This is a genomic window from Stenotrophomonas sp. ESTM1D_MKCIP4_1 (genome assembly GCF_003086895.1).
Classification (GTDB): domain Bacteria; phylum Pseudomonadota; class Gammaproteobacteria; order Xanthomonadales; family Xanthomonadaceae; genus Stenotrophomonas.
Genome location: NZ_CP026004.1, coordinates 3,372,651 through 3,397,057 on the forward strand (window position 1 = coordinate 3,372,651; position 24,407 = coordinate 3,397,057).

Here is a 24,407-nt window from a genome sequence, read left to right on the forward strand (position 1 = left end):
TTGCCTGCGAGTGCCGATGCACCATGACACCGACCTGATCAACATCGTGGCCGTTGGCCTGGGGCTCGCCTTCATCTTCGGCGCGCTGGCCAACAAGCTGCGCTTGTCTCCTCTGGTCGGGTACCTGGTGGCTGGCATCTGCGTCGGCCCGTTCACTCCGGGCTTCGTGGCCGACCAGGCGCTGGCCAACCAGCTGGCCGAACTGGGCGTGATGCTGCTGATGTTCGGCGTCGGCCTGCACTTCTCGCTGAAGGACCTGATGGCGGTGAAGGCCATCGCCATCCCCGGCGCCATCGGCCAGATCGCCGTGGCCACCCTGCTGGGCTGGGGCGTGGCCTGGCTGATGGGCTGGCCGGCCCTGCACGGGGTCATCTTCGGCTTCTCGCTGGCCACCGCCAGTACCGTGGTGCTGCTGCGGGCGATGGAAGAACGCCGCCTGCTGGAAACCATGCGCGGCAAGATCGCGGTGGGCTGGCTGATCGTTGAAGACCTGGCCTGCGTCCTGGCGCTGGTGATGATGCCGGTGCTGGCCGGTGTGTTCGGCCCCGACGCCGCCAAGGAAACCCACAGCGTCGGCAGCGTGCTGGCCGACATCGGCTGGACCTTCGTGCAGCTGGGCCTGTTCGTGGCGGTGATGCTGGTGGTCGGCCGCCGGGTCATTCCGTGGATCCTGGAACGCATCGCCGGCACCGGTTCGCGCGAGCTGTTCACCCTGTCGGTGCTGGCCATCGCGCTGGGCGTGGCGTTCGGCTCGGCCATGCTGTTCGGCGTGTCCTTCGCGCTGGGCGCATTCTTCGCCGGCATGCTGCTCAACGAATCGGAACTGAGCCACAAGGCGGCGCATGATTCGCTGCCCCTGCGCGATGCGTTCGCGGTGCTGTTCTTCGTTTCGGTGGGCATGCTGTTCGACCCCAACATCATCGTGCAGCACCCCTGGCAGGTGCTGGCAACGGTGGCCATCATCATGTTCGGCAAGTCGGCGGCCGCGTTCTTCATCGTGCGCGCCTTCGGCCACCCCACCAGCACCGCGCTGACCATCTCGGCCAGTCTGGCGCAGATCGGCGAGTTCGCCTTCATCATCGCCGGCCTGGGCGTGGCCCTGCAGATCCTGCCCAAGGAAGGCCAGTCGCTGGTGCTGGCCGGTGCGCTGGTGTCGATCATGCTCAATCCGCTGGTGTTCGGCCTGCTGGACCGTTGGCAGGCCAAGCAGGAGCAGTCGCCGCAGGCGCCCGAACCGGAAGAGGCGACCGGCCCCTCGCGCGACCTGCATGACCACGCCATCGTGATCGGGTATGGCCGGGTGGGCAGCGAGCTGGCGCAGGTGCTGCGCGACCGCGGCGTGCCGGTGCTGGTGATCGATGACAACAAGGAACACGTCGAGCAGGCGCACGCCAAGGGCCTGGCAGCGATCCGCGGCAGCGCGGCTGCCGACCGGGTGCTGGCCGAGGCCCATCCGGAGCGGGCGAAGATCGCAGTACTGGCCATTCCGCAGCCGCTGGAAGCCGGTGAGGCGCTGGCCAAGCTGCGCGCGATCAACCCGGACCTGACCCTGCTGGCGCGCGCGCACAGCGATGCGGAAGTGAAGCACCTGCTGGAGCACGGTGCCGATGGCACGGTGATGGCCGAGCGCGAGCTGGCCTATTCGCTGGCGGAGATGATCATGTCCACCCCGCCCTACCGGAACCTGGGACAGCACAGCATCCCGGTGGTGTGAGGGGTATGCGCGGGGTCGGATCCCGTTGCTGCGCAACGGGCTCTGACCTGGCTCTGCTTTGGTAGGTGTCGACCTTGGTCGACACGGTGCGTGAGGTCAGAGCCGTTTTGCCCGCAGAACGGATCCGCCCCCTTATCGGCAGATCCACGCCATGCGTGGATGCTCTCAGTTTGGATTTGCGGCGTGCTCTGCCTGGAGGCCTTGCGAGGTCGCGCTGGCCTGGTCGTAGATTTCAAACAAGGCGGTGCGGTTGTGCCAGGAGGCAAACAGCAAGGCGAGGACAGCTGCGACTGCCAGGGTCGATTTCTTCACCCGATTCACGTCCTGATTGTGAAACTCCGTCGTAACGGCATTGGGACTGAATGTGGCCGCCGGGTCAACCGGGCGTCCCCGACCTCCTGGGGGTCAGAGCCGTTTTGCCCGCAAAACGGATCCGACCCCGACTCGGTGGATCCACACAAAAAAATCCCCGGCGGGCCCGCACCCGTCGGGGATCTGTACTGCTGGGATTGCCAGTCTTGCCACGCCTTGGAGAGGCAGTTCCACCGTAACGCATCCTGGCCCGGGTGGTGATCGCCGCTGGCGATGACGACCAAAGCGGTGGCTATCAGGCGGCCGCCAACGCCTGTTCCAGGTCGGCGCGCAGGTCACCGATGTGTTCGATGCCGATCGACAGGCGCACGGTGTCCTCGCTGACCCCGGCACGGGCCAGTTCGTCGGCATTCAACTGGCGGTGCGTGGTCGAGGCCGGATGGGTGGCCAGCGACTTCGCGTCGCCCAGGTTGACCAGCCGGGTGAACAGCTTCAGCGCGTCCAGGAAGCGCGCGCCTGCCTCACGGCCACCAGGCAGGCCGAACGTCAGCACGCCCGAGCCGTGCCCGCCCAGGTAGCGCTGCGCGGCGGCATGTTCAGGGTCGTCGGCCAGGCCGGCATAGCGTACCCACGCCACCTTCGCATGTGCCTGCAGGTACTGCGCCACGGCCAGGGCATTGGCGTTGATGCGCTCCATGCGCAGGGCCAGGGTCTCGATGCCCTGCAGGATCAGGAACGCGTTGAATGGCGACAGGGCGGCACCGGTATTGCGCAGTGGTACCACCCGCGCGCGGCCGATGTACGCCGCTGGGCCAAGGGCCTCGGTGTAGACCACGCCGTGGTAGCTGGGGTCCGGCTCATTCAGGCGGGCAAAGCGCGTGCGCTGCGCGGCCCAGTCGAAGCGCCCCGAATCGATGATGGCCCCGCCCAGGCTGGTGCCATGGCCACCGAGATACTTGGTCAGCGAATGCACCACGATATCGGCGCCATGCTCTAACGGGCGCAGCAGGAACGGCGTGGCCACGGTGTTGTCGACAATCAGCGGCACGCCCGCAGCGTGGGCCACCTCGGCAATCGCAGCGATGTCGGTGACGTTGCCGCGCGGGTTGCCGATGGATTCAACGAACACCGCCTTGGTGCGCGCGTCGATGAGCGCGGCGAACGCGGCAGGGTCCGCCGGATCGGCAAAGCGCGCCGTGATGCCGTACTGCGGCAGGGTATGCGCCAGCAGGTTGAGGCTGCCGCCGTACAACGCGCTGGCTGCCACGATGTTGTCGCCGGCCTCTGCAATCGTCTGGATGGCATAGGTGATGGCCGCCTGCCCCGATGCCAGCGCCAGCGCACCAATGCCACCTTCCAGCGCAGCCAGGCGCTGTTCCAGCACATCGGTCGTGGGGTTCATGATGCGGGTGTAGATGTTGCCCGGCACCTTCAGGTCGAACAGGTCCGCGCCGTGCTGGGTGTCATCGAAGGCGTAGGCCACGGTCTGGTAGATCGGCACCGCCACCGCTCGCGTGGTGGGGTCGGGCCGGTAGCCGCCGTGCACGGCCAGGGTTTCCAGTTGCCACTGCGGGTCACTCATCGCACCAGACTCCATCCGGGAAACGGCCACCATAGGGCAGTGGCCGGACGCGGCTCAGACCTGCTGGCGATGTGGCCCATACCACGGGTTATCAGCGGCCGGAAAGACACAGGGCGCCGCGCGATGACCGCGCGGCGCCCTCGTCTGCATCACCGATGGATCACGCCTTTGCAAACACCAGATGGCCGCCGTCGTTGCCGACCTCGATGGTGTCGCCGTTGACGAAGGCCCCCGAGAGGATCTTCTGCGCCAACGGGTTCTCCAGCTGTGCCTGGATCGCACGCTTCAGCGGGCGCGCGCCATACACCGGGTCGAAGCCCACGTTGCCGAGCAGGTCGAACGCCGCATCGGACACCATCAGCTTCAGCCCGCGCTCGGCCAGACGCTTTTCCAGGCCACGCATCTGGATGCGCGCGATCTGCTTGATCTGCTGCTTGTCCAGCGGGTGGAACACCACGATGTCATCCAGACGGTTGATGAACTCCGGACGGAAGTGCGCCTGCACCACGCCCATCACCGCCGCCTTCATCTGCGTGTAGGCTTCCGGGCTGTCATCGCTGCCCATGTCCTGGATCTGGTGCGAACCCAGGTTGGAGGTCATCACGATGACGGTGTTGCGGAAGTCCACGGTGCGGCCCTGGCCATCAGTCAGGCGGCCATCGTCCAGCACCTGCAGCAGGATGTTGAACACATCCGGGTGTGCCTTTTCCACTTCGTCCAGCAGGATGAGCGAGTACGGGCGACGACGCACGGCCTCGGTCAGGTAACCGCCCTCTTCATAGCCGACATAACCCGGGGGCGCACCGATCAGGCGGGCGACGCTGTGCTTCTCCATGAACTCGCTCATGTCGATGCGGATCATCGCGTCGGCGCTGTCGAACAGGAACTCGGCCAGCGACTTGCACAGCTCGGTCTTGCCCACGCCGGTCGGGCCCAGGAACAGGAACGAGCCACCCGGACGGTTCGGATCGGACAGGCCGGCGCGCGAACGACGCACGGCATCGGAGACGACCTTGATCGCCTCCTCCTGGCCAACCACGCGGTTGTGCAGCACGTCTTCCATGCGCAGCAGCTTGTCGCGCTCGCCTTCCAGCATCTTGTTGACCGGAATACCCGTCCAGCGCGACACGACCTCGGCGATTTCCTCGTCGGTCACCCGGTCCTGCACCAGCTTGAAGTCCTTGTGTTCGGCCTCCTGTGCAGCGGCGAGCTGCTTTTCCAGCTGCGGCAGCAGGCCATACTGGATCTCGCTCATGCGGGCGAAATCCTGGCGGCGCTGTGCGGCTTCCAGGTCCAGCTTGGCCTGTTCGACCTGTTCCTTGATCTTGGTCGCGCCCTGCAGTGCGGCCTTTTCCGACTTCCAGATTTCATTGAGATCGGAGAACTCGCGCTCCAGACCGTCAATATCGTTTTCCAGATCGGCCAGACGCTGCCGCGAGGCCTCGTCCTTTTCCTTCTTCAGCATTTCGCGCTGGATCTTCAGCTGGATCACCCGGCGTTCCAGGCGGTCCAGTTCTTCCGGCTTGGAGTCGATCTCCATGCGCAGGCGCGAAGCGGCCTCGTCCATCAGGTCGATGGCCTTGTCGGGCAGCTGGCGATCCGTGATGTAGCGGTTGGACAGCGTGGCCGCGGCGACGATGGCCGGATCAGTGATCTCCACCCCGTGGTGCACCGCATACTTTTCCTTCAGCCCGCGCAGGATGGCGATGGTGTCCTCCACCGACGGCTCACCCACGAACACCTTCTGGAAGCGGCGCTCCAGCGCGGCATCCTTTTCGATGTACTTGCGGTACTCATCCAGCGTGGTGGCGCCCACGCAGTGCAGCTCACCGCGCGCCAGCGCCGGCTTGAGCATGTTGCCCGCATCCATCGCGCCATCGGCCTTGCCCGCACCCACCATGGTGTGCAGCTCGTCGATGAACAGGATGATCTGCCCTTCGCTCTTGGCAAGGTCGTTGAGCACGCCCTTCAGGCGCTCCTCGAACTCGCCACGGAACTTGGCACCGGCAATCAGCGCGCCCATGTCCAGCGACAGCACGCGCTTGCCACGCAGGCCCTCGGGCACTTCGTCGTTGATGATGCGCTGGGCCAGGCCTTCGACAATGGCGGTCTTGCCCACGCCGGGTTCGCCGATCAGCACCGGGTTGTTCTTGGTGCGGCGCTGCAGGACCTGGATGGTGCGGCGGATTTCCTCATCGCGGCCAATCACCGGGTCGAGCTTGCCGCTCTCGGCGCGCGCGGTCAGGTCGATGGTGTACTTTTCCAGCGCCTGCCGCTGTTCTTCGGCATTTTCCGACTGCACGTTCTCGCCGCCACGCAGCTTGTCGATGGCCGTCTGCAGGCGAGCCTTGTCGGCGCCGGCGGCGCGCAGCGCCATGCCCAGCGTGCCGCTGTCTTCCAGTGCGGCCAGCACGAACCACTCGCTGGCGATGAAGGCATCGCCGTTCTGCTGGGCCAGCTTGTCGGTGTGGTTGAGCAGGCGCCCGAGGTCATTGCCCATCGAAACGTTGCCGGCCTGGCCGGACACCTTCGGCAGTGCATCCAGCGCCTCGGTCAGGCGCTCGCGCAGCACCGGCACGTTCACGCCGGCCTGGGCCAGCAGCGGGCGCGTGCTGCCACCCTGCTGGTCCAGCAGCGCGCTGAACAGGTGAACCGGTTCGATGATGCTGTTGTCGCGGCCCACGGCCAGCGACTGCGCGTCGGCCAGCGCTTGCTGGAAACGCGAGGTGAGCTTGTCCATCCGCATTGCGAATCCTCATCGGTCATCAGTGCCGGCCCGCGCCGGCGATGCAGGGAAGATGCGGTTGCCCCATCCAGTTTCAAGGGTGGCTGCGACTGCACGGCTGGTTCGGTCAGCGTGCGGCAAGCATGCACCTGCCGCCGTCGGCAGCGCGTTGATGCAACGCACACCATCAGCGGGGGACTGGCACAGCGGCGTAACGGATGCCATACTTGCGAATCATTCTCATTTCGATCCGTGCGCGACCGCGCCTTTCCGCATGCACGCACACCACGAGCAACTGGGCACGCTGTACCGCGACCACCATCGGTGGCTGCAGGGCTGGCTGAGTGGCCGCGTGGGCAATCGCGATGTAGCCGATGACCTGACCCAGGACACGTTCGCGCGCCTGCTGCAGGGCCGCGATCTGGCCGCGCTGCGCGAGCCGCGCGCGTTCCTGACCACGGTGGCGCGCGGGCTGGCCGCCAACTGGTTCCGCCGCCAGGCACTGGAACGCGCCTACCTGGAGTACCTGGCGCAGTTCCCCGAACCGGTGCTGCCCTCGCTGGAGGAACAGGCGCTGGTGCGCGAAGCACTGCAGCAGATCGATGCGATGCTCGATGGCCTGCCGGCGATGGCGCGCCAGGTGTTCCTGCTGGCGCAGTTCGATGGCCTGCGCTACGAGGTCATCAGCGAGCAGCTGGGGCTGTCGCTGTCCACGGTGAAGCGGCACATGAAGCGCGCACTGATGGGCTGCCTGGCGCACGCCTGCTGAGCATGGCCGTGGATGCTGCAGGCCAGCGGGCGCTGTCGCCACGCGTACTGGAACAGGCCGCCGACTGGCTGATGCGCCTGCACGAGGACGGCAATGCCCTGCAGCGCGCGCAGTGGCAGCGCTGGCACGATGCCGACCCCGACCATGCGCGTGCCTGGCAGCGTGCGGAACGGTTGCTGGCACTGAGTGGCCAGGTGCCCCCTGCCCTCGCCCACGGCGCCCTGCAGCGCCCGGCGTCGCCAGGACGCCGCGCCGTGCTGCGCAGCATCGCCGCCCTGCTGGTCGCGCCGCTGGGTGGCTGGCTTGCGTGGCGCCTGTACGACGATGCCGCCTGGGATGCCAGCGTGCGTACCGCCGTGGGCGAACGCCGCCGCCACATGCTGGACGATGGCAGCGTGCTGCAGCTGGACACCGACACCGCCGTGGACATCGCCTTCGATGGCCAGCAGCGCCTGCTGCGGCTGCGGCGCGGCCAGGTGCTGGTGGAGACGGCGACCGATCCGCATCGGCCTGCGCGGCCGTTCCGGGTCGCTACGCCGCAGGGCATGCTGCAGGCACTCGGCACCCGCTTCAGCGTGCGCCTGTTCACCGAGGACGCGCTTCTAGTGGTGCAGCGGGGGGCAGTGCGCATTGACATCGGCACACTTCAGCGCCAGGTTGATGCCGGGCAGCAGCTGCGCTGGAGCCAGCAGTCGCTGCCCCCGCCACAGCCGGCCAGCGCCGGTGTGGACGCCTGGACCCACGGCATGCTGGTGGCCGATTCCCTGCCACTGCAGCAACTGGTGCAGGAACTGGGCCGCTATCACCGCCGTTGGCTGCGCGTGGACCCGGCCATCGCCGCCCTGCCCGTGTCCGGTGCCTACCCGCTGGATGACCTGGACCGCAGCCTGTCGATGATCGCGGCGACCTACGCCGTGCACGTCCAGCAGGGCCTGTGGACCCAGCTGCGACCCGCCGATACGCGCGGATGACACTTTTTCCCATTTCGGGGGGCAGAGGGAATGAAACCTCTTATCCCTCCCCTCTCCATGCCCATGAACTCCAATCGCCTGCGCGTGAGCCTGCTGGCCGCCGCCCTCGTTGCCACCCCCGTATTCGCCCAGACCGCAGCTGACGCGCCTGCGGCAGTACCCGCCACGGCCGCGCCGCTGGGCAACGCGTTGAGCAGCTTCGCCGCCGAACGCGGGGTTGCCCTGTCCTTCGACCCTGCACTGACCCGCGGCCGCCAGGCCGCACCTGCGGCGGCAGGGCTGGATGTGGACGCTGGCTTTGCCGCGCTGCTGCAGGGCAGCGGCCTGCGTGCGGTCCGCCGCGCCGATGGCAGCTACACGCTGCAGGCCGCCCCCGCGCCAGCGTCGACGGTGCGCCAGATGCGCCCGCTGCGGGTCGGCAGCGTTGCCTCGCGCGACTTCCTGTACGCCGAAGGCATGACCCTGGACCAGGACTACCTGCAGGGCTACGCCAAGGGCAACGGAGACCTGGGCTCCCTGCTGCGCATCAACCCCGCCGTGCAGTTCAGCAATACCGGCTGGAGCGCGCGCAACGGCGGTGAAATCCGCCCGGTGGACTTCTCCATCAACGGCGCGCCGTTCTACCAGAACCTGTTCCTCATCGACGGTGCGAACTTCAACAACGATCTCGACCCAGCCAGCAACGCAGCGCCCGGCCACAACGGCGATGCGTACTCGACCATCAACGTCCCCAGCGCCGCACAGGGCATCACCGTCGATCCGGACCTGCTGGAGAAGGTCACCATCTATGACAGCAACGTGCCTGCGGCGTACGGCGGTTTCACCGGCGGCGTGATCGATGCCACCAGCCGCACGGCCGGTGAAAGCCTGTCGGGCAAGGTGTGGTTCCGCATGGCCCGATCGGCGTGGAACGAGCTGATCATGAATCCCGGCCAGGCCGAGAATTACGAAGAGTCGGCCCAGCCGAGCTTCCAGCAGGAGTATGACAAGTACAAGTTGGGCGCGCGTCTGGAAGGGCGCACGCGCAATGGCATCGGACTGATCGGCACCGTCACCCGCACCCGCTCGGAGATCCCGCTGCGTGCCTACAGCGCCGGCAAGGTGAGCCCGACCGATGACTTCAAGCGCACGCAGGTACGCGAAACCACGGCGGCGAGTCTGGCGGCGGACTGGAACAACGGTGAAGGCCTGCAGCTGCGGGCAAACGTAAGCTACTCGCCCACCGACGACACCTACTTCGTGGTCAACACGCGCAATGCCTGGTTCAACCTCAAGTCCGGCGGCCCGGTGGTATCACTGCGCGCCGACTACGATACCGGCACGTGGTCGTTCGGCAACGCACTGACCTACAGCGACCTGGAAAGCTCGCGCAGCAGCGACTACGACTACTACAAACTCTGGGCCCGTTCAGAAGAGAAGGACTGGGGTGTCAACACCTACAGCCAGGAAGGCAGCTGGGGCAATGTCGACCAGCATGACCGCAAGATCGGCTACCGGTTTTCCGCCAGCCGCGAGCGCTTCCAGTGGGGCGCCACCGAACATCACCTGACCTTCGGTGCGGGCGTACAGCGACGCGATGCCGCCTATGAGCGGCTGAACGATCACTACAACTACCAGGCGCCGACGGCGACCACGAGCTGCATGTTGAGCACCGGCGTGGAAGACACCGACTCCTGCTCGCTGTCGCCGGTCTTCACGCGCACCTCGGCCCTGGTGGCCGGACAGGGGCAGTACTTCAGCAAGCTGGTGCTCTACCATGCAGGCGCTTTCAAGGTGTCCGGCACCGAGTGGGATGCCTACCTGCAGGATGACATCCGCATCGGCAATTTCAGCCTGCGCCCGGGCGTGCGCCTGGACCGCAATGATTTCTGGAAGGGCACCACGCTCTCGCCGCGCTTTGCCGCGTCGTGGGACATCGGCGGCACCGGCAACAGCGTGCTGAGCGTTGGCCGCAACCGCTACTATGGACGCAATTTCTTCACCTATCTGCTGAGCGAAGGCCGCGAAGCCCTGCAGGAAGAGCGCAACCGCACCAGCAGCGCCACCCCATGGGACAGCATCGTGGGCACGCGCGCGACCACAGCCAATCGCTTGGCCGACCTGGATACGCCGTACACCGATGAATGGTCGGTGGCGTGGCGCCAGCAGTTCGCCGGCCTGGACATCAACGTCAAGTACGTCGACCGCAGAAACCGTGGCGACATCGTCCGCAAGCGCATCACCGATTCCTACGACACGACCGTGTACAAGACGGCGCTGTACGAATATGCCAACGCGGGACGCAGCAGCAGCGGCACCTACACGCTTTCGGTATCGCCGCAGGAACCGCTGACGGTGTGGGGCACGCGGTCCACCGCGCAGCTGGCCCTTGACCACACCGAATCCAGGCGCAGCTACAACACCTATGAAGACGCCACCACCGCCACATTGATCGGCGACTTCTACGAGCTGGTCAGCTACCACGGCAACGCCATCCATCGCTACGATCTGCCTGCCCGCGACTACGTGCGCCCGTGGTCGGCGCGTCTGGCGACCCGCACCGAGATTCCTGCCGCCGGGCTGACCTGGTCCAACTTCTTCAGTTTCCGCGCAGGGTACGAGGGTCTGCTGAAGACGAGCCAGTACGAACAGCATGGCGATGACCTGCTGGTGGTCTATGAGGACGTGCGCAACCCCAGCGGCTGGACGTGGGACACGACCCTGCAGTACGCCTTTGCAGTACGGGCCAACCAGGAAGCCTACGTGCGGGTGGAAGTACAGAACGTACTCAACCGCAGCAACCGCATCACCGGCACCGCACCGACGACTACCTATTACGAACCCGGTCGCAGCTACTGGCTGGAACTGGGCTACTCGTTCTGAGTCTGCGGCCCGGCGGCAATCTGCCGGGCCATTGCCGATGAAACGTCCGCATCCCTTGCGCCTGGCCCTGCCCGTCGCTGCCCTGTTGCTGGGCGGCGCGGGCATGCCTGCGCCCGCGCAGGACACGCCCTGCCCCGAGGTGCTGCCCGCACGTCCGGAAAGCGCCTGCCTGCGCACGCTCTACAGCAGCCCCAGCACGCGCTGGCCCGCGCCGGAAGTCGAGCCCGGCGTGGCCTGGCAGGAACTGGCGCCGCTGCCGGCACCGGTGGATCCGGCGGACAATCCATCAACGCCGGCCAAGGTCGCGCTGGGGCGTCGGCTGTTCTTCGATCCGGTGTTGTCGAAGTCGCGGCAACTGGCCTGTGCCAGCTGCCACGACCCTGACCTGGGCTGGGCCGATGGCCGCCGGGTGTCATTCGGCCACGATCGCCAGGCCGGCCGTCGCAACGCACCGAGCGTGGCCGCCAGCGCACATGTGGCACCGCTGTTCTGGGATGGCCGCGCCGCCACGCTGGAAGACCAGGCGCTGCATCCCATCGCCGATCCCATCGAAATGGGTTTCACTACCCAGGGTGCCGTGCGCCGCCTGCGCCGTGACGCGTCCTACCGTCGTGATTTCAACGAGGTCTTCGCGCAGCCGCGCATCGACGCCGCCCAGCTCGGCCAGGCCATCGCCGCCTTCGAGCGCAGCCTGTCACCGCGCAGCAGCCGCTTTGATCGCTTCCTGCGTGGCAATGCGCGCGCACTGGACGATGCCCAGCTGCGTGGCCTGCACCTGTTCCGCACCCAGGCCGGCTGCATGAACTGCCACAACGGCGCGGCGCTGACCGACAACGGCTTCCACAACCTGGGCCTGCATTTCCACGGTCGCCCACGGCAGGACCTGGGCCGCTACGAAGTCACCGGCGATCCCGCCGACAGCGGCCGCTTCCGCACGCCCTCGCTGCGTGGCGTGGCCAACACGGCGCCCTACATGCACAACGGGTTGATCCCGCGCCTGTCGGGCGTGCTGGCGTTCTACAACGTGGGCGGCGCACGCCCGCGGGCACCGGCCTCGCTGCCACCGGGTGCGGCGCCGTTCCCGGAGCCTGATCCGCTGCTGCGGCCGCGCGGGCTGAGCCGCCAGGATCTGCAGGACATAGAAGCGTTCCTGCAGACCCTGTAACGGTGGTCAGCCGCCGGCGGGCGGCGCGGCAACCGGCTTCGACGGCAGCAATGGCGCCGCCGCCGCAACGGCTACCGGGCAACCGTAGGTACCGGCTACGTCCACATACAGGCTGTAGCGCTGGGTCGCGGCAACGCCCACGCGCCAGTCCGGGTTGAACAGGGGATTCGGCCCCGGTGCCAGGCCCATGTCCAACGGCAGGTTCAGTACTTCCCCGCCGATCATCACCGGTGTCGTGACCTCGATGTACTCGATGTCTTCGCTGCCTTCGGTGGTGATCACGTTCTTGCGCCGCACGGCTGACGCTGGCGGCCGGGAAGGCAGCACGCCACGCGCCTGGAAGGCGCCGTTGAAGCCGGTGTCCACCTTGACCAGCACGTTCTGCTTGCCGGCGCGGATCGGATAACGGACATCGTACGCATCACCCCACAGCGTCGACAGCGTGGCCATCCGCCGCGTGCACGGCACCGGGGTGGACGCGGCCTGGATCACCAGCGCGTCCTTGTTGATGCGCACCCGGCCCAGCGCGCGCAGCACGTCCAGACCGATGCGAGGCAGGTCGTCCTGGCCCAGCACCGCGAACGAGACATCGCGCACCGCCACGCCGCCGATGTCCAGCTCGACCGGTGCCGCCAGCGCATACAGCTGGCCGGGCTTGCCATCGACCGCCATGAAACCTTCGGTGAGCTTCAGCCCCAGCTCGGCCGCCAGCGCACGCCCGATGCGCGAGTGCGCCGCGCCGCTGTCCAGATGCACGCGCAGCTCGCGCTCACCGGCCGCAGCGCGCAGTTTCAAGCTGAGCGTCGGCAGTTCGTTGTTCAACTGCAGGGGCACACTGATGTCACTGCCAGGTGCCTGCGCCACCATGGCGTTGCGCGGCCAGGCGGTAAACCGCTCGAAATGCGGTTCGCTGATGCCGGCCAGATGGATGTCGCCCACCTGGCCTTTCAGCATCGGCCGGATATCACGCTCCAGCAGCGTACGAACCTGCAGCATCTGCGTTGCCCACCCGGCGATATCGCCCTGCAGGAGCAGATTGCCGGCCAGGGTGGCCGAACACAGGTACTCGACCCCTTTCACACTGTCGGCCGGTTCACTGGCCACGCCTTTCAGGCACTCCTGGGCCGCCAGGCTGGAGCGGTCCAGCTCACCGCGCACGCGGTAGAAACCGGCCTGGCCCAGCTTGCCTTTCACCCCCGGCATCCTGCCCAAGGTCTGAAGTCTGCCCAGTTCGGCAAGGCGCACGCCGCGGGTGTAGCCATAGGGGTCGTTCAATTCGCCATCGCGCGTGTCCACGGTCGCAGCCGATGCCACTGCCGTGGCGAACAACGCACTCACTCCCAACCACACTGGATGCATCGAGGTTACTCCTGTCTACCCGATCCCGACCCTACCACGCTGGCGATGACATCTTCCGCTGTGGCGATCAGCCGCGTGTGATCGAACTGCGGATCGCGCGCAGTTGCTGCTTCACCGCACGCTCCTGCGTGGCATCCATGCGCAGCAGGGCCTTCTGCCCCACCGATCGCGACTGCAGATCGGGATCGGCGAAGCGATAGCGGCCACGCTCATCACGTGCCACCGCGATCGGCCGCGCCGGTTCCGGGGTTTCCAGCAGATGATCGATCACCGCCACCAGGCGGTCGTTGAAGTAGCCCTGCGGCCGCCCGAGGTCGACGTAGGCCTGCTGGATGAGCGGATAGAAGCGCTTGTACGCCGTGCCCGCGGCAGCGGGGTCAAGCGCGGTGAACGCCTGCACATAGGGCGCGTAGCGCGCCGCGTTGCCTGCGGCGATCTGCTCGCCGTTCTCGCCGGCTTCCACCTGCAGGCCGCCGGGCAGCGGCCGCGTGGCCAGGGCCGACGGCGGCACGCTGGTCTTGTCCAGGTTGTCGACGTGAGTGACCAGGCGTTGGATCAGGTGGTCACGCAGCAGCAGCGCCAGTCCACTTTCGCCCTGGAACAGGCCACTCAGCGCGGTCCATGCTGCGGTATCGCTGTCTTCCATCTTCGGCAATGCCGGATCGGCAGCGGCGTCGGTGTCCAGCGGATGCTGGATGGCCGGTGTCGTGGCGGCCGGTTCAGCGGCCGGTGCCGGCGGTGGCGCAGCGGCCGACGGTTGTGCAGCCTGGGTTGGCACCTCCACGCGATCGGCCAGACCCTGCCACTGATCGCGGAACAACCACGCGCCCGCACCGCCCACCACCACCACACCCAGTACCCAGGGCCACACCGCCTTTCCACTTTTCTGCATGACGCAGTACCTCGCTTTTCACGTGCACGACCCGAGTATGACCCGCTTCACTGCAGGCGGTTCCCCCGCTGTTTGGCCTGCGTTGTGCTTGGCATGAACGCCATGCTCACGCCTGCTTTGCGTGCGACCCGCGAGGCTGCAGGAAATTCTTCGCGGAGATCGACATGCACTACGCGCTGTATTACTGGACCGGCATCCAGGGCCGTGGCGAGTTCGTGCGGCTGGCACTGGAAGATGCTGGTGCCGCGTACGAGGACATGGCACGCATCCATGGCGATGCAGTGATGGAGCCGTTCCTGCAGGGTCAGACCGAAGGCGGCCAACCCTTCGCACCTCCGTTCCTGAAAGCCGGACGCCAGGTAATCGCACAGGTCGCGGCGATCCTGGATTTCCTCGGCCCGACGCTGGATCTGGTGCCGCAGGCTGCTTCACGGCGGATGCAGGCCCTGCAGCTGCAGTTGACCATCGCCGATCTGGTGGCGGAAGTACACGACACCCACCATCCGATTGCCGCATCGAAGTACTACGAAGACCAGAAGGCCGAGGCCAAGGCGCGCGCCACGGCGATGCGCAGCGAGCGCCTGCCGAAGTTCCTTGGCTATTTCGAACAGGTGATCGAGGCCAATGGTGGCCGCCACCCACTGCGCGAGCATTCCTATGTGGATCTCTCGCTGTTCCAGCTGCTGAACGGGCTGGATTACATGTTCCCGAAGCGGATGCAGGCCTTGTCGCCCACCCTGCCCCTGCTGCGGGCGCTGCAGGAGCGGGTGTCGAAGCGGCCGAACATCGCCGCGTACCTGGCCTCGGAGCGGCGGCTGGCGTTCAACACCAACGGCATCTTCCGCCATTACCCCGAGCTGGACGCAGAAAGGTAGTGCCGGCCGCTGGCCGGCAATCCCCTTGAACCCGACGCAGGTTGCAGATGCCGGCCAGCGGCCGGCACTACCTCGGAGCGTGGTTAATCAACCAACGGCTTCACCGGCTGCTTCTGCAGTGACAGCAGCCCCAGCAGCACGGCCAGCGCCACGTAGGCACCCGCAAACTGCCAGCTGATGATGCGCGCCAGGCCCTGCAGATCCCACGGCAGGTAGATGCCACCGCGCGGGTCCACCGAGTGGATCAGGCCGAACAGGGTCAGGCCGGCTGCCACCAGCAGGAAACCGCAGGCGCGGCGCAGTCGGCCGTCCACCATTGCCGAAACCGTGGCGATCCACAGCATCGACGTGATGATGAAGCCGTTGCCCAGCGCGAAGATCACCGCCAGTTCCGGCAGGCCATGGCCATCCACCTGGGTCAGCAGCGCGCCCATCTGCTCGGCCGGTATCCAGCCCGGCGCCTTGATCGCCAGCAGGTAGGCCGCCGAGGGCAGGAAGCCCAGCACCATCGCACCGGCATGCTGGCGCGGGGTGGCCTGGAATGCCTGGGTGGTGATGTCGATGGACACGTACACGATGATCGGTGCCAGCACGGCCAGCGGCAGCCACTGCACCAGGCCGGAAATGATGCCGAGCATGCCGCCGATGCCGACGAACAGGCCGGTCAGCAGCGTGTAGCCGCTGCGTGCGCCCATGTGCTTGTACGCGGGCTGGCCGATGTAGGGCGTGGTCTGCGCAACACCGCCGCAGACACCGGCCACCAGCGTGGCCACCGCTTCCACCAGCAGGATGTCGCGGGTGCGGTAGTCATCGCCTGCCGCACGTGCGCTCTCGGACACGTTGATGCCACCGACCACCATCAGCAGGCCGAACGGCAGCAGCAGCGGCAGGTAGGTCATCGCCGTGGGCAGGCCATCGATGAAGCCCAGCGTGGGCAGCGGCAGTACCACCTGCGGCGGCACCCAAGCCGGAATGGCGAAGCCCGGCACACCCAGGCCGGCCAGGCCCAGCCCGTAATACAGCACGGTACCGAACACGAAGGCCAGCAGCACGCCCGGGCCACGAATCGGCAGCTTGCCCTTGGCGATCAGCACGTACAGCAGCAGGCCCAGCGTGGTGAAGCCGACCAGCGGCGAACGCAGCGTTTCCAGCAGCGGCAGCAGGCCCATCAGCACCAGTGCGATGCCGGCGATGGAGCCCAGCAGCGCGGCACGCGGCAGCGCGCGCGTCACCGCTTCGCCAAAGAAGGACAGGATCAGCTTCAACACGCCCATGATGACCAGCGCGGCCATGCCCAGCTGCCAGGTGGCGATGGCTGCCGCGTGCGGGTCCATGCCCTGCTGCTTGAACGCCGCAAACGCAGGGCCGAGCACCAGCAGGGCCATGCCGATGCTGGTCGGTGCGTCCAGGCCCAGCGGCATGGCGGTGACATCGTCGCGGCCGGTGCGTGCCGCCAGGCGGCGCGCCATCAGGGTGTACAGCAGGTTGCCGACCAGCACGCCGAAGGCGGTACCCGGGAACATGCGGCCAAAGACCACGTCGGCGGGGAACTGGAAAATGCCGATGAGGGCCATGGCGATGAAGCCAAGGATGGAGAGGTTGTCGACGACCAGGCCGAAGAAGCCATTGAAGTCGCCAGCGACGAACCAGCGGCGTGACGCGGCGGGAGCGGGAGCGGACATGGAAGGGGCGGTGGGGGTGGGGACCGCCGATGGTAGGCCCAGCGGGGCCTGGGCGCCAATTCCCGGGTGGAATGATGGGTTCCAGCCAACGGGGGTGCCCCTCGTGTCTGGGTTGGTCGTCGGAGCGGGATCCGCGGCTGGGCCGGGCGGGTAGGCCGCGCAGGGGACGCTGCAAGTACGTCCCTGTAAGCTCGGTCGCCGCATCCATGCGGCTCACGCCCCTGCGCAACCTACCCGCCCGGCCCCTCCTGGTTTCCTGCGCGCGGCAGCCACGGAAGAGAATCAAAAGATCAAAAGCAAGAGCCGGTCGCTGCGCTCGGTCATCCACGCATGGCGTGGATCTACTGGTGAAACCGGGATCGGGTAGATCCACGCCATGCGTGGATGAATCTCGCAGATATCGAAATCACTCCGGGGTCGGAGCCCGTTGCGCAGCAACGGGATCCGACCCCATGCCGTTTCAACAGCTCGCGGCCAACTGTCGAAGGCGGGGTGGGTCCGGTTGCGGGGGTGTCCGCGGCATGGATGCCGCGGCCAAGGCTACAAGGATGTACTTGCGCCGTCCCCCGCAACCGGACCCACCCCGCCATCGCTCAGGAAACCGGCTTCCGCTTTGGCTCTGGCCTCTGCGGGTGCAGGGCGCAGCCCTGCCCTCACTTCTTCAGGAAGTTGTCCACCAGCAGATGCTTCACGTCGTCGAAGCGGCCGTTCAACACCGCCTTGGCCGCATACAGCGCCGTGCCGGCCACCTGCTTGGCTTCGATCTGCGGCGGCATCACCAGCTCGGCGCGGCTGGTATGCACGTCCAGCAGCGCCGGACCGCGCTGGGACAGGAAATCCAGCACCGCCTCTTCCAGATCCTCGCTGCGGGTCACCGTGCGGCCGTGGAAACCGATCACCTCGGCAAGCCGGCCGAAGTCGGGATTCTTCAGGTCGGTGTAGTTGTCCAGCAGCCCTTCCACCTTCTGCTCCAGCTCGACGAAGTTCAGCGAGCCGTTGTTGAAGACCACGACCTTGATGGGCAGGTTTTCCTGCACGGCCGTCAGCAGATCGCCCAGCAGCATCGCCAGGCCACCATCACCGGACAGGGAAATCACCTGGCGGCTGGGGAACGCTTTCTGCAGGCCCAGCGCCTGCGGCATCGCATTGGCCATCGTCCCGTGCAGCAGGCTGGTCAAGGTGCGGCGGCGGCCATTCACGCGGATATGGCGCAGTACCCAGACCATCGGCGAGCCACCGTCGGCGGTGAACAGCGCATCGTCGCTGGCATGACGGGACAGCAGCGCAGTGAGGTGCTGCGGGTGGATCAGTTCGCCCTCGCCGGCCTGCTCTTCCTGCTCGCGCTTCTGCAGGGCCTTGTCGCGGCGCGCGATGCACTCGTCCAGGAACGTACTGTCTTCGCGGGGCGGCAGCAGCGGCAGCAGCGCATCGAGGGTGGGCGCAATGTCACCCACCAAGCCCAGATCCACAGGATGGCGGCGCCCCAGGTGGCTGCCATCACGATCGACCTGGATGATGGTGGCCTTGTCCGGGTAGAACTGGCCCCAGGCAAAATCGGCACCGAGCAGCAGCAGGGTGTCGCACGCCATCAGCGTGTGGAAACCCGATTCGATGCCGAAGATGCCGGTCATGCCCATGTTGTAGGGGTTGTCCGGTTCGACGAAATCCTTCGCGCGCGACGTGTGGGCCACGGGCGCCTGCAATCGACGCGCCAGTTCAAGCAGCTGTGCGTGCGCGCCCTGGCAACCGGCGCCGGCATAGATACCGATACGCTTGCCCTGCCCCAGCAGTTCGGCGATGCGCTGCAGTTCGGCATCGGCCGGGCGCAGCACCGGCTGAGTGTAGTGCACCGAGAACGGCACATCGTGCTTCACCTCGGCTTCGCTGATATCCGCCGGCAGGATCACCACTGCCACGCCACGTCGGCTGATGGCCGCCTGGCACGCCAGCGCCACCACGCGGCGGGCCTGTTCCGGGCTGTGCACCTGCTCGCAGAACACGCTGCAGCTGGCGTAGACCGACTTGAAATCCACTTCCTGCGGGAACTCCATGCCCAGTTCACTGGTGACGATCTGGCTGGCGATCAGCACCAGCGGCGCGCGGTTGCGGTTGCTTTCAAAGATGCCATTGATGAAGTGCAGGCCACCCGGTCCACAGGAACCGGCGCACGCCGTGAGCTGGCCGCTCACCAATGAATCGGCACCAGCGGCGAAGGCGGCCACTTCCTCGTGCCGCACATGCACCCAGTCGATGTCACTACGGTGCATCGCATCGGTCACGTGGTTCAAGGTGTCGCCCACGATGCCGTAACAGCGCCGTACGCCGGCCTGCTGCAGGGTTTCAACAACGATCTCGGCAACGCGCTTGCTCATGGGAAAAGCCTTGCTTGGGGGGATGACCCCGAGGCTAGACCCGGCAAAGTGACGCTTCCGTGGGCATGGGCACGCTGCGCCCCATACATCGGTATAGGGCGCGCACGGTGTTCAGTTCACGTTGATCCAGCCCAGCACCGCGCCATGCGTTGCATTCTGGTAGCGCACCTGCACCCAGCCGTCGGCTGCATCGCGCAGTTCCACGCGATCGCCCTGCACCAGGTAACGCGAGGTGCGGGCCGCGCCCGGCCGCTGGAACAGGAACAGACGTGCCGGCCGCACGGTGGCCTGGATGCCCTGCACGGGGGCAGGGCCCGAGGGCGCGGCCAGACCATCGCCGATGGCACTGTCCAGCACGCGGCCCTGCGCATCGTAAGTGCGCCACACCGCCAGCGGTCCCCCTTCGCGGCTCTTGTCGACATCCAGCGCCGCATCGAAGGCATCGCCCAGCTGCAGCACATCCTCCGCACGGTACAGATAGAGCGTCTGGCCCGCGAACCGATACAGATCGGTGTACCACATCGGACCGCTGCGGCAGCTGCTGCTCAGTGTGCGCGTGGCGGCGTCGACGGTGAGGCCCATCAGGCTGCCGCAGTTGTCGCGCCCGTGGGTATCGGCCTCCAGCGCGCGGAATCCGCCGCTGGCCGCATCGAAGCGATAGACCGCCACTGCTTCGTTGACCATGCCGACCGACGCGCGCGCCACCAGTTCGGGGCGCCCATCGAAATCAATGTCTTCGGCTGACAACCGCGAGTTGCCATCGGCATCTGCGGCGCCCGGCAGTTCCAGGCGCCGGCCCCACGGCGAGACACGCACGGCAATGCTGCCGCCCTCCATCACCTCGGCCTGCACCTGTACGCCCGGTGCCGGCGCAAAGCGCAGCGGACCCTCCGACTGCTCGGCCGCCTGCGCACCCGGCACCAGCAGGCCTGCCAGCAGCAGGCCCCACATCGCATCCCTGTGTTTCATCATTGCCGCCTGTGGCGCCGCCCTGGCGCCTTCAGGTCAGAACGATACGTCAACCGCCTGCCGCGACCACAACACGGACTGGTGCCTGGTCTGCTGCTTCCACGCCAAGCGGATGGCTTCAATGTCGGCGCGGCGCTGCGGGCTGTCCTCGTGCAGCACCACCAGCACCTTGGTGCGCAGGCGGTTGGGCGAGGCATCACCACGGAACAGCCACTGGCCGTACGCATCGAACACGGTCAGGCCATCGGGAAAGCGCGGGGTCACTTCCTTGTCCAGGAACGCGCGCCACTGCGCCTCGCTGATGGTGTCCGCCTGCGGACGATCGCCCGCGCCCTGCTCTTCGCCCACGCCGAAGTACAGCTCGCTGCGCACCCAGCCCGTGCCATTGGACGGCCGCGCGGCATCGCCCTGCATCTCGGCGGTGGTGGCATAGGCGCCGGGCGCCTTGGAGGACAGGCTGGCGCAGCCGCTGGTGGCCAGCAGCACGGCGAAGATCAGGCCAAGGTGTTTCATGGGGGACAGCACTCCGGGGAAGGGGGAAAAGCACGACGAAGGGGCACGGAGGGTACACCTGCGTTTCGGTTGCGGTTGCAACCAATCGCTCATGCCACACGGGCATCAGCTGATGCGATCAGAAGCGGGGCTTGCGTCACACCCCCTCCTCACGCCAAGATAATATATCGCTTCATCCGGATGGATGTAAGTGAAACCATTCCTCCCCCTTCCCTTCCCCACGTCGTTGTTGCTGGAGTCCGCATGTCCCCCCGCCTGTCTGCGTCGCCGCTTGGCCTCGCCATCGCGCTCGCCCTGTCCCCCACCCTGGCCTCTGCCCAGGATGCGGCCACCAACCTGGACACGGTGATCGTCACCGGCACCCGCGCCGCCGACCGTACCGTGCTCGAATCCACCTCGCCGGTGGACGTGCTCACCGCCGAGGACATCCGCAAGGCCGGCGTGGTCAACGGCGAACTGGGCAGCGCGCTGCAGGCCCTGCTGCCGTCCTTCAATTTCCCGCGCCAGTCCAACTCCGGCGGCGCCGACCACGTGCGTGCCGCCCAGCTGCGCGGCCTGTCGCCGGACCAGGTGCTGGTGCTGGTGAACGGCAAGCGCCGCCACCACACCGCGCTGGTCAACACCGACAGCAAGATCGGCAAGGGCACCACCCCGGTCGACTTCAACTCGATTCCGGTCAGCGCCATCAAGCGCATCGAAGTGCTGCGTGATGGCGCCGGTGCGCTGTACGGTTCCGATGCGGTGGCCGGCGTCATCAACGTGATCCTGGACAACGGCGGCGACGGCGGCGAGATCGAAGCCAGCTACGGCGCCAACCACACCGACCTTAAACCGATCGGCCGCACCCTCACCGATGGCCAGACCGGCAACATCAGCGCCAAGGTCGGTACCTCGCTGGGCGAGGAGGGGGGCTTCCTGCGCGTGGGCCTGGAATACAAGAAGCGCAACGGCACCAACCGCGCCGGCTATGACCTGATCCCGCCGTGGGACCAGACCGAAGCCAACCTGGCACTGCAGGGCAAGCGCAACTACGTGCTGGGCGATGGCGCCAGCAAGGACATCAACCTGTGGCTGAACACCGAGATTCCGGTGGGCAGGACCTCCACGTTCTACGCGTTCGGCACCTTCAACCAGCGTGACACCGAAGGCGCCAACTACTTCCGCTACCCCGACAGCGACGCCAACTGGAAGGAGGTCTACCCGAACGGTTACCGCCCGATTTCCGAAGGCGAGAACCGCGATGTGCAGACCGTGGCCGGCGTGCGCGGCCAGTGGGGTGAGTGGAGCTATGACGGCAGCGTGGATTACGGCCAGAACGACTTCACCTACCGCCTGCGCGATTCGCTCAATGCCTCGCTGGGGCCGACCAGCCCGACGCGTTTCAAGACCGCCGATTACCAGTACGCGCAGACCGTGGGCAATCTCGACCTGAGCCGCGTGTTCTCGCAGAGCGACAGCATCACCCACACCCTGGGCCTGGGTGCGGAAGTGCGCCACGAGCGCTACGAAACGCGCCCAGGCGATCCGTCCAGCTACGCTGCTGGCCCGTACACCGACCGCCCGACCGGTTCGCAGGCCGGCGGCGGCCTGACCCCGCAGGATGCCACCTCGCTGGCCCGTGATGTGGCCAGTGCCTATGCCAGCCTCGCCAGCCAGTTCGGCGACCACTTCTCCACCGACCTGGCCGCGCGCTACGAGCACAGCGATGATTTCGGCGGTGAACTGACCGGCAAGCTCGGCCTGCGGTATGAGTTCACCCCGGCCTTCGCTCTGCGCGGTGCCATCTCCAACAACTTCCGTGCGCCGTCGCTGGCGCAGATCGGCTACGAATCCACGTCGACCGGCTACAACGCCGCCGGCCAGCTGGTGCAGGGCCGCCTGCTGTCGGTCAACAACCCGATTGCCCGCGGCCTGGGCGCGCAGGATCTGAAGCCGGAGAAGTCGCTCAACACCTCGTTGGGCTTCACCAGCCGCATCGGTGAGCACTTCGACCTGTCACTGGACTTCTTCCAGATTGACATCGACGACCGTATCGCGCTGTCGGAAAGCATCACCGGTGATGCACTGACCGACTTCGTGGCCGCCAACTACGGGGTCACCGGCCTGCAGAGCGCCAGCTTCTTCGTCAACGCGGCCGACACCCGCACCCGTGGCGCGGAACTGGTGACCAACTGGCGCCAAGCACTGGGCGATGGCCAGCTGCTGCTGACCGGCACCTACGCCTACACCAAGACCACCCTGAAGAACGTGCTGGCCACCCCGGCCCAGCTGCAGGCGCTGGATGCGGATTACGTGCTGTTCGGCATCGAAGAAACCAACACGCTGACCGACGCCACCCCGCGCAGCCGTGCCGGCTTCTCGGCCGCCTGGAGCAACGACCACTGGTCGCTGAGCAGCCGGGTGAACCGCTACGGCAGCGCTACCCGCGTCTTCAACTTCGGCGATGGCTACATTCCGCGCCAGACCTACCAGGCGGAGTGGCAGCTGGATGCGGAAGTGGAGTACCGCTTCAACACGCAGTGGAGCGTCGCCATCGGTGGGCAGAACCTGACGGACAACTATCCGGACAAGTCCAACGACGATATCTACTACTACGGCAACCTGCCCTACGACGTGCTGTCGCCCATCGGCAGCAACGGCGCGTACTACTACGGTCGCGTGCGTTATTCGTTCTGATCTGCAACCGGCCGGCCCATCGATGTGATGGGCCGGCCGGGGTAGAGTCGACCGTTGGTCGACTGCTCAGAATCCCGCGCTGCGCGCGGTAGTCGACCAACGGTCGACTCTACCCTGTCGTGGTTTCCCAGCGGCACCATCCAATTCGTAGCCTCGCCTCGACCTGCCCTACACGCTGCCGCTGGCAAGCTGGCCGGCATGGCTGAACCGCTCCCCCTGCGTCCGCCACCGCCATTGCTGGACGACGCCTGTGCGTTGTTCCTCGATGTCGACGGCACCCTCATAGAATTCGCTGCGCGCCCGGACGCCGTGCAGCTCCTGCCGGATGTGCGTGAAGCCATCGGCCGTGTCAGTGACCGCCTTGAAGGTGCGGTCGCCCTCGTCAGTGGACGTCCCCTTGAACAGCTGGACCAGCTGTTCGCCCCCCTGCAACTGCCGGCTGCCGGCCTGCACGGCCACGAACTCCGCGGCCAGGACGGGCGCGTGCTGCGGGAAGAACAGGACGACGACACCGCCGAATGGCTGCACGCCCTGCACCAGCAGGCCATGCGCTTCGCCCACGGCTACCCCGGCGTGCTGGTGGAAGAAAAAGGCGCCGGCCTGGCCCTGCACTGGCGCGGCGCACCGCATGCCGCCAGCGACGTCCGGGCCTTCGCCGAACGCCATGCGCGCGGCCGCCCCGGCTACCGACTGCAGCCCGGTGACCACGTGGTCGAGTTCGTGCCCGTGGGCACCGACAAGGGCCGTGCCGTGCGCCGGTTGATGCAGTACCTGCCCTTCCGCGGCCGACTGCCCGTCTTCCTGGGCGATGACCTGACCGATGAATTCGGCTTCGAGGCCGCCAACGGCCAGCATGGCTGGAGCGTGCTGATCGGCGAACGGGAGCCCAGCGCGGCCGTGTTCGCGCTGCCTGACATACGCAGCGTGCACGCATGGCTGCGCGAGAATGCGTATTGACCCGGCCACCCC

At 66.9% G+C, this 24,407-nt stretch carries 17 protein-coding genes; 8 read left to right on the plus strand and 9 right to left on the minus strand.

Annotated features, from left to right (window positions below):
- The first annotated feature begins 16 nt into the window (after positions 1-16).
- Positions 17-1,714, plus strand: a complete 1,698-nt coding sequence (gene ybaL, locus C1924_RS15445) for a YbaL family putative K(+) efflux transporter (RefSeq protein WP_108766088.1) — start codon at positions 17-19, stop codon at positions 1,712-1,714.
- Positions 1,715-1,879: 165 nt separating this feature from the next.
- Here the strand turns inward: ybaL and C1924_RS20360 are convergent, their stop codons facing one another.
- The 3 genes from C1924_RS20360 to clpB form a co-directional block, all read right to left on the minus strand.
- Positions 1,880-2,026: a hypothetical protein gene (locus C1924_RS20360; RefSeq protein ID WP_159094817.1), complete on the minus strand. Its 147-nt coding sequence runs from the start codon at positions 2,024-2,026 to the stop codon at positions 1,880-1,882.
- 295 nt (positions 2,027-2,321) lie between these two features.
- Complete coding sequence (locus C1924_RS15450) at positions 2,322-3,608, minus strand: aminotransferase class V-fold PLP-dependent enzyme (RefSeq protein ID WP_108766089.1); 1,287 nt, start codon at positions 3,606-3,608, stop codon at positions 2,322-2,324.
- 160 nt (positions 3,609-3,768) lie between these two features.
- Entirely contained in the window at positions 3,769-6,354 is a 2,586-nt protein-coding gene (clpB, locus tag C1924_RS15455; protein WP_108766090.1) for an ATP-dependent chaperone ClpB, read from the minus strand.
- A 253-nt stretch (positions 6,355-6,607) separates the two neighbouring features.
- Here clpB and C1924_RS15460 point away from each other — a divergent pair, with 253 nt between their 5' ends.
- From C1924_RS15460 to C1924_RS15475, 4 genes are all read left to right on the plus strand, one after another.
- Positions 6,608-7,102 carry a sigma-70 family RNA polymerase sigma factor gene (locus tag C1924_RS15460; protein WP_108766091.1) on the plus strand — a complete coding sequence of 165 codons (495 nt, stop codon included), beginning with the start codon at positions 6,608-6,610 and terminating at the stop codon, positions 7,100-7,102.
- Between the two features lie 8 nt (positions 7,103-7,110).
- A complete protein-coding gene (locus C1924_RS15465) occupies positions 7,111-8,073 on the plus strand; it encodes a FecR domain-containing protein (RefSeq protein WP_159094818.1) in 963 nt (320 codons plus the stop codon).
- A 63-nt stretch (positions 8,074-8,136) separates the two neighbouring features.
- On the plus strand, positions 8,137-10,935 hold the full coding sequence (locus tag C1924_RS15470; protein ID WP_159094819.1) for a TonB-dependent receptor: 2,799 nt from the start codon (positions 8,137-8,139) through the stop codon (positions 10,933-10,935).
- Between the two features lie 37 nt (positions 10,936-10,972).
- The gene (locus C1924_RS15475; protein WP_108766094.1) at positions 10,973-12,100 is read left to right on the plus strand and encodes a cytochrome c peroxidase; all 1,128 of its coding nucleotides are present in this window, start codon (positions 10,973-10,975) and stop codon (positions 12,098-12,100) included.
- A 6-nt stretch (positions 12,101-12,106) separates the two neighbouring features.
- On the opposite strand, the gene C1924_RS15480 is transcribed toward C1924_RS15475, so the two are convergent.
- Together C1924_RS15480 and C1924_RS15485 are read right to left on the minus strand one after the other, a co-directional pair.
- Complete coding sequence (locus C1924_RS15480; RefSeq protein ID WP_108766095.1) at positions 12,107-13,459, minus strand: aspartyl protease family protein; 1,353 nt, start codon at positions 13,457-13,459, stop codon at positions 12,107-12,109.
- A 67-nt stretch (positions 13,460-13,526) separates the two neighbouring features.
- On the minus strand, positions 13,527-14,351 hold the full coding sequence (locus tag C1924_RS15485; RefSeq protein WP_108766096.1) for a DUF3014 domain-containing protein: 825 nt from the start codon (positions 14,349-14,351) through the stop codon (positions 13,527-13,529).
- A gap of 164 nt (positions 14,352-14,515) precedes the next feature.
- Between C1924_RS15485 and C1924_RS15490 the strand changes: the two genes are divergently transcribed.
- Positions 14,516-15,226: a glutathione S-transferase gene (locus C1924_RS15490; RefSeq protein ID WP_108766097.1), complete on the plus strand. Its 711-nt coding sequence runs from the start codon at positions 14,516-14,518 to the stop codon at positions 15,224-15,226.
- Positions 15,227-15,309: 83 nt separating this feature from the next.
- Here the strand turns inward: C1924_RS15490 and C1924_RS15495 are convergent, their stop codons facing one another.
- The 4 genes from C1924_RS15495 to C1924_RS15510 form a co-directional block, all read right to left on the minus strand.
- Complete coding sequence (locus C1924_RS15495; protein WP_108766098.1) at positions 15,310-16,908, minus strand: hypothetical protein; 1,599 nt, start codon at positions 16,906-16,908, stop codon at positions 15,310-15,312.
- 653 nt (positions 16,909-17,561) lie between these two features.
- Positions 17,562-19,280 carry a thiamine pyrophosphate-dependent enzyme gene (locus tag C1924_RS15500; RefSeq protein ID WP_108766099.1) on the minus strand — a complete coding sequence of 573 codons (1,719 nt, stop codon included), beginning with the start codon at positions 19,278-19,280 and terminating at the stop codon, positions 17,562-17,564.
- A 111-nt stretch (positions 19,281-19,391) separates the two neighbouring features.
- Positions 19,392-20,249: a hypothetical protein gene (locus C1924_RS15505; RefSeq protein WP_108767087.1), complete on the minus strand. Its 858-nt coding sequence runs from the start codon at positions 20,247-20,249 to the stop codon at positions 19,392-19,394.
- Positions 20,250-20,285: 36 nt separating this feature from the next.
- Entirely contained in the window at positions 20,286-20,762 is a 477-nt protein-coding gene (locus C1924_RS15510; protein ID WP_174208966.1) for a DUF3574 domain-containing protein, read from the minus strand.
- Positions 20,763-21,005: 243 nt separating this feature from the next.
- Here C1924_RS15510 and C1924_RS15515 point away from each other — a divergent pair, with 243 nt between their 5' ends.
- A complete protein-coding gene (locus C1924_RS15515; protein WP_108766100.1) occupies positions 21,006-23,438 on the plus strand; it encodes a TonB-dependent receptor in 2,433 nt (810 codons plus the stop codon).
- A 198-nt stretch (positions 23,439-23,636) separates the two neighbouring features.
- Positions 23,637-24,395, plus strand: coding sequence for a trehalose-phosphatase (otsB, locus tag C1924_RS15520; protein WP_108766101.1), 759 nt, complete (start codon positions 23,637-23,639; stop codon positions 24,393-24,395).
- The last annotated feature ends 12 nt before the right edge of the window (positions 24,396-24,407 follow it).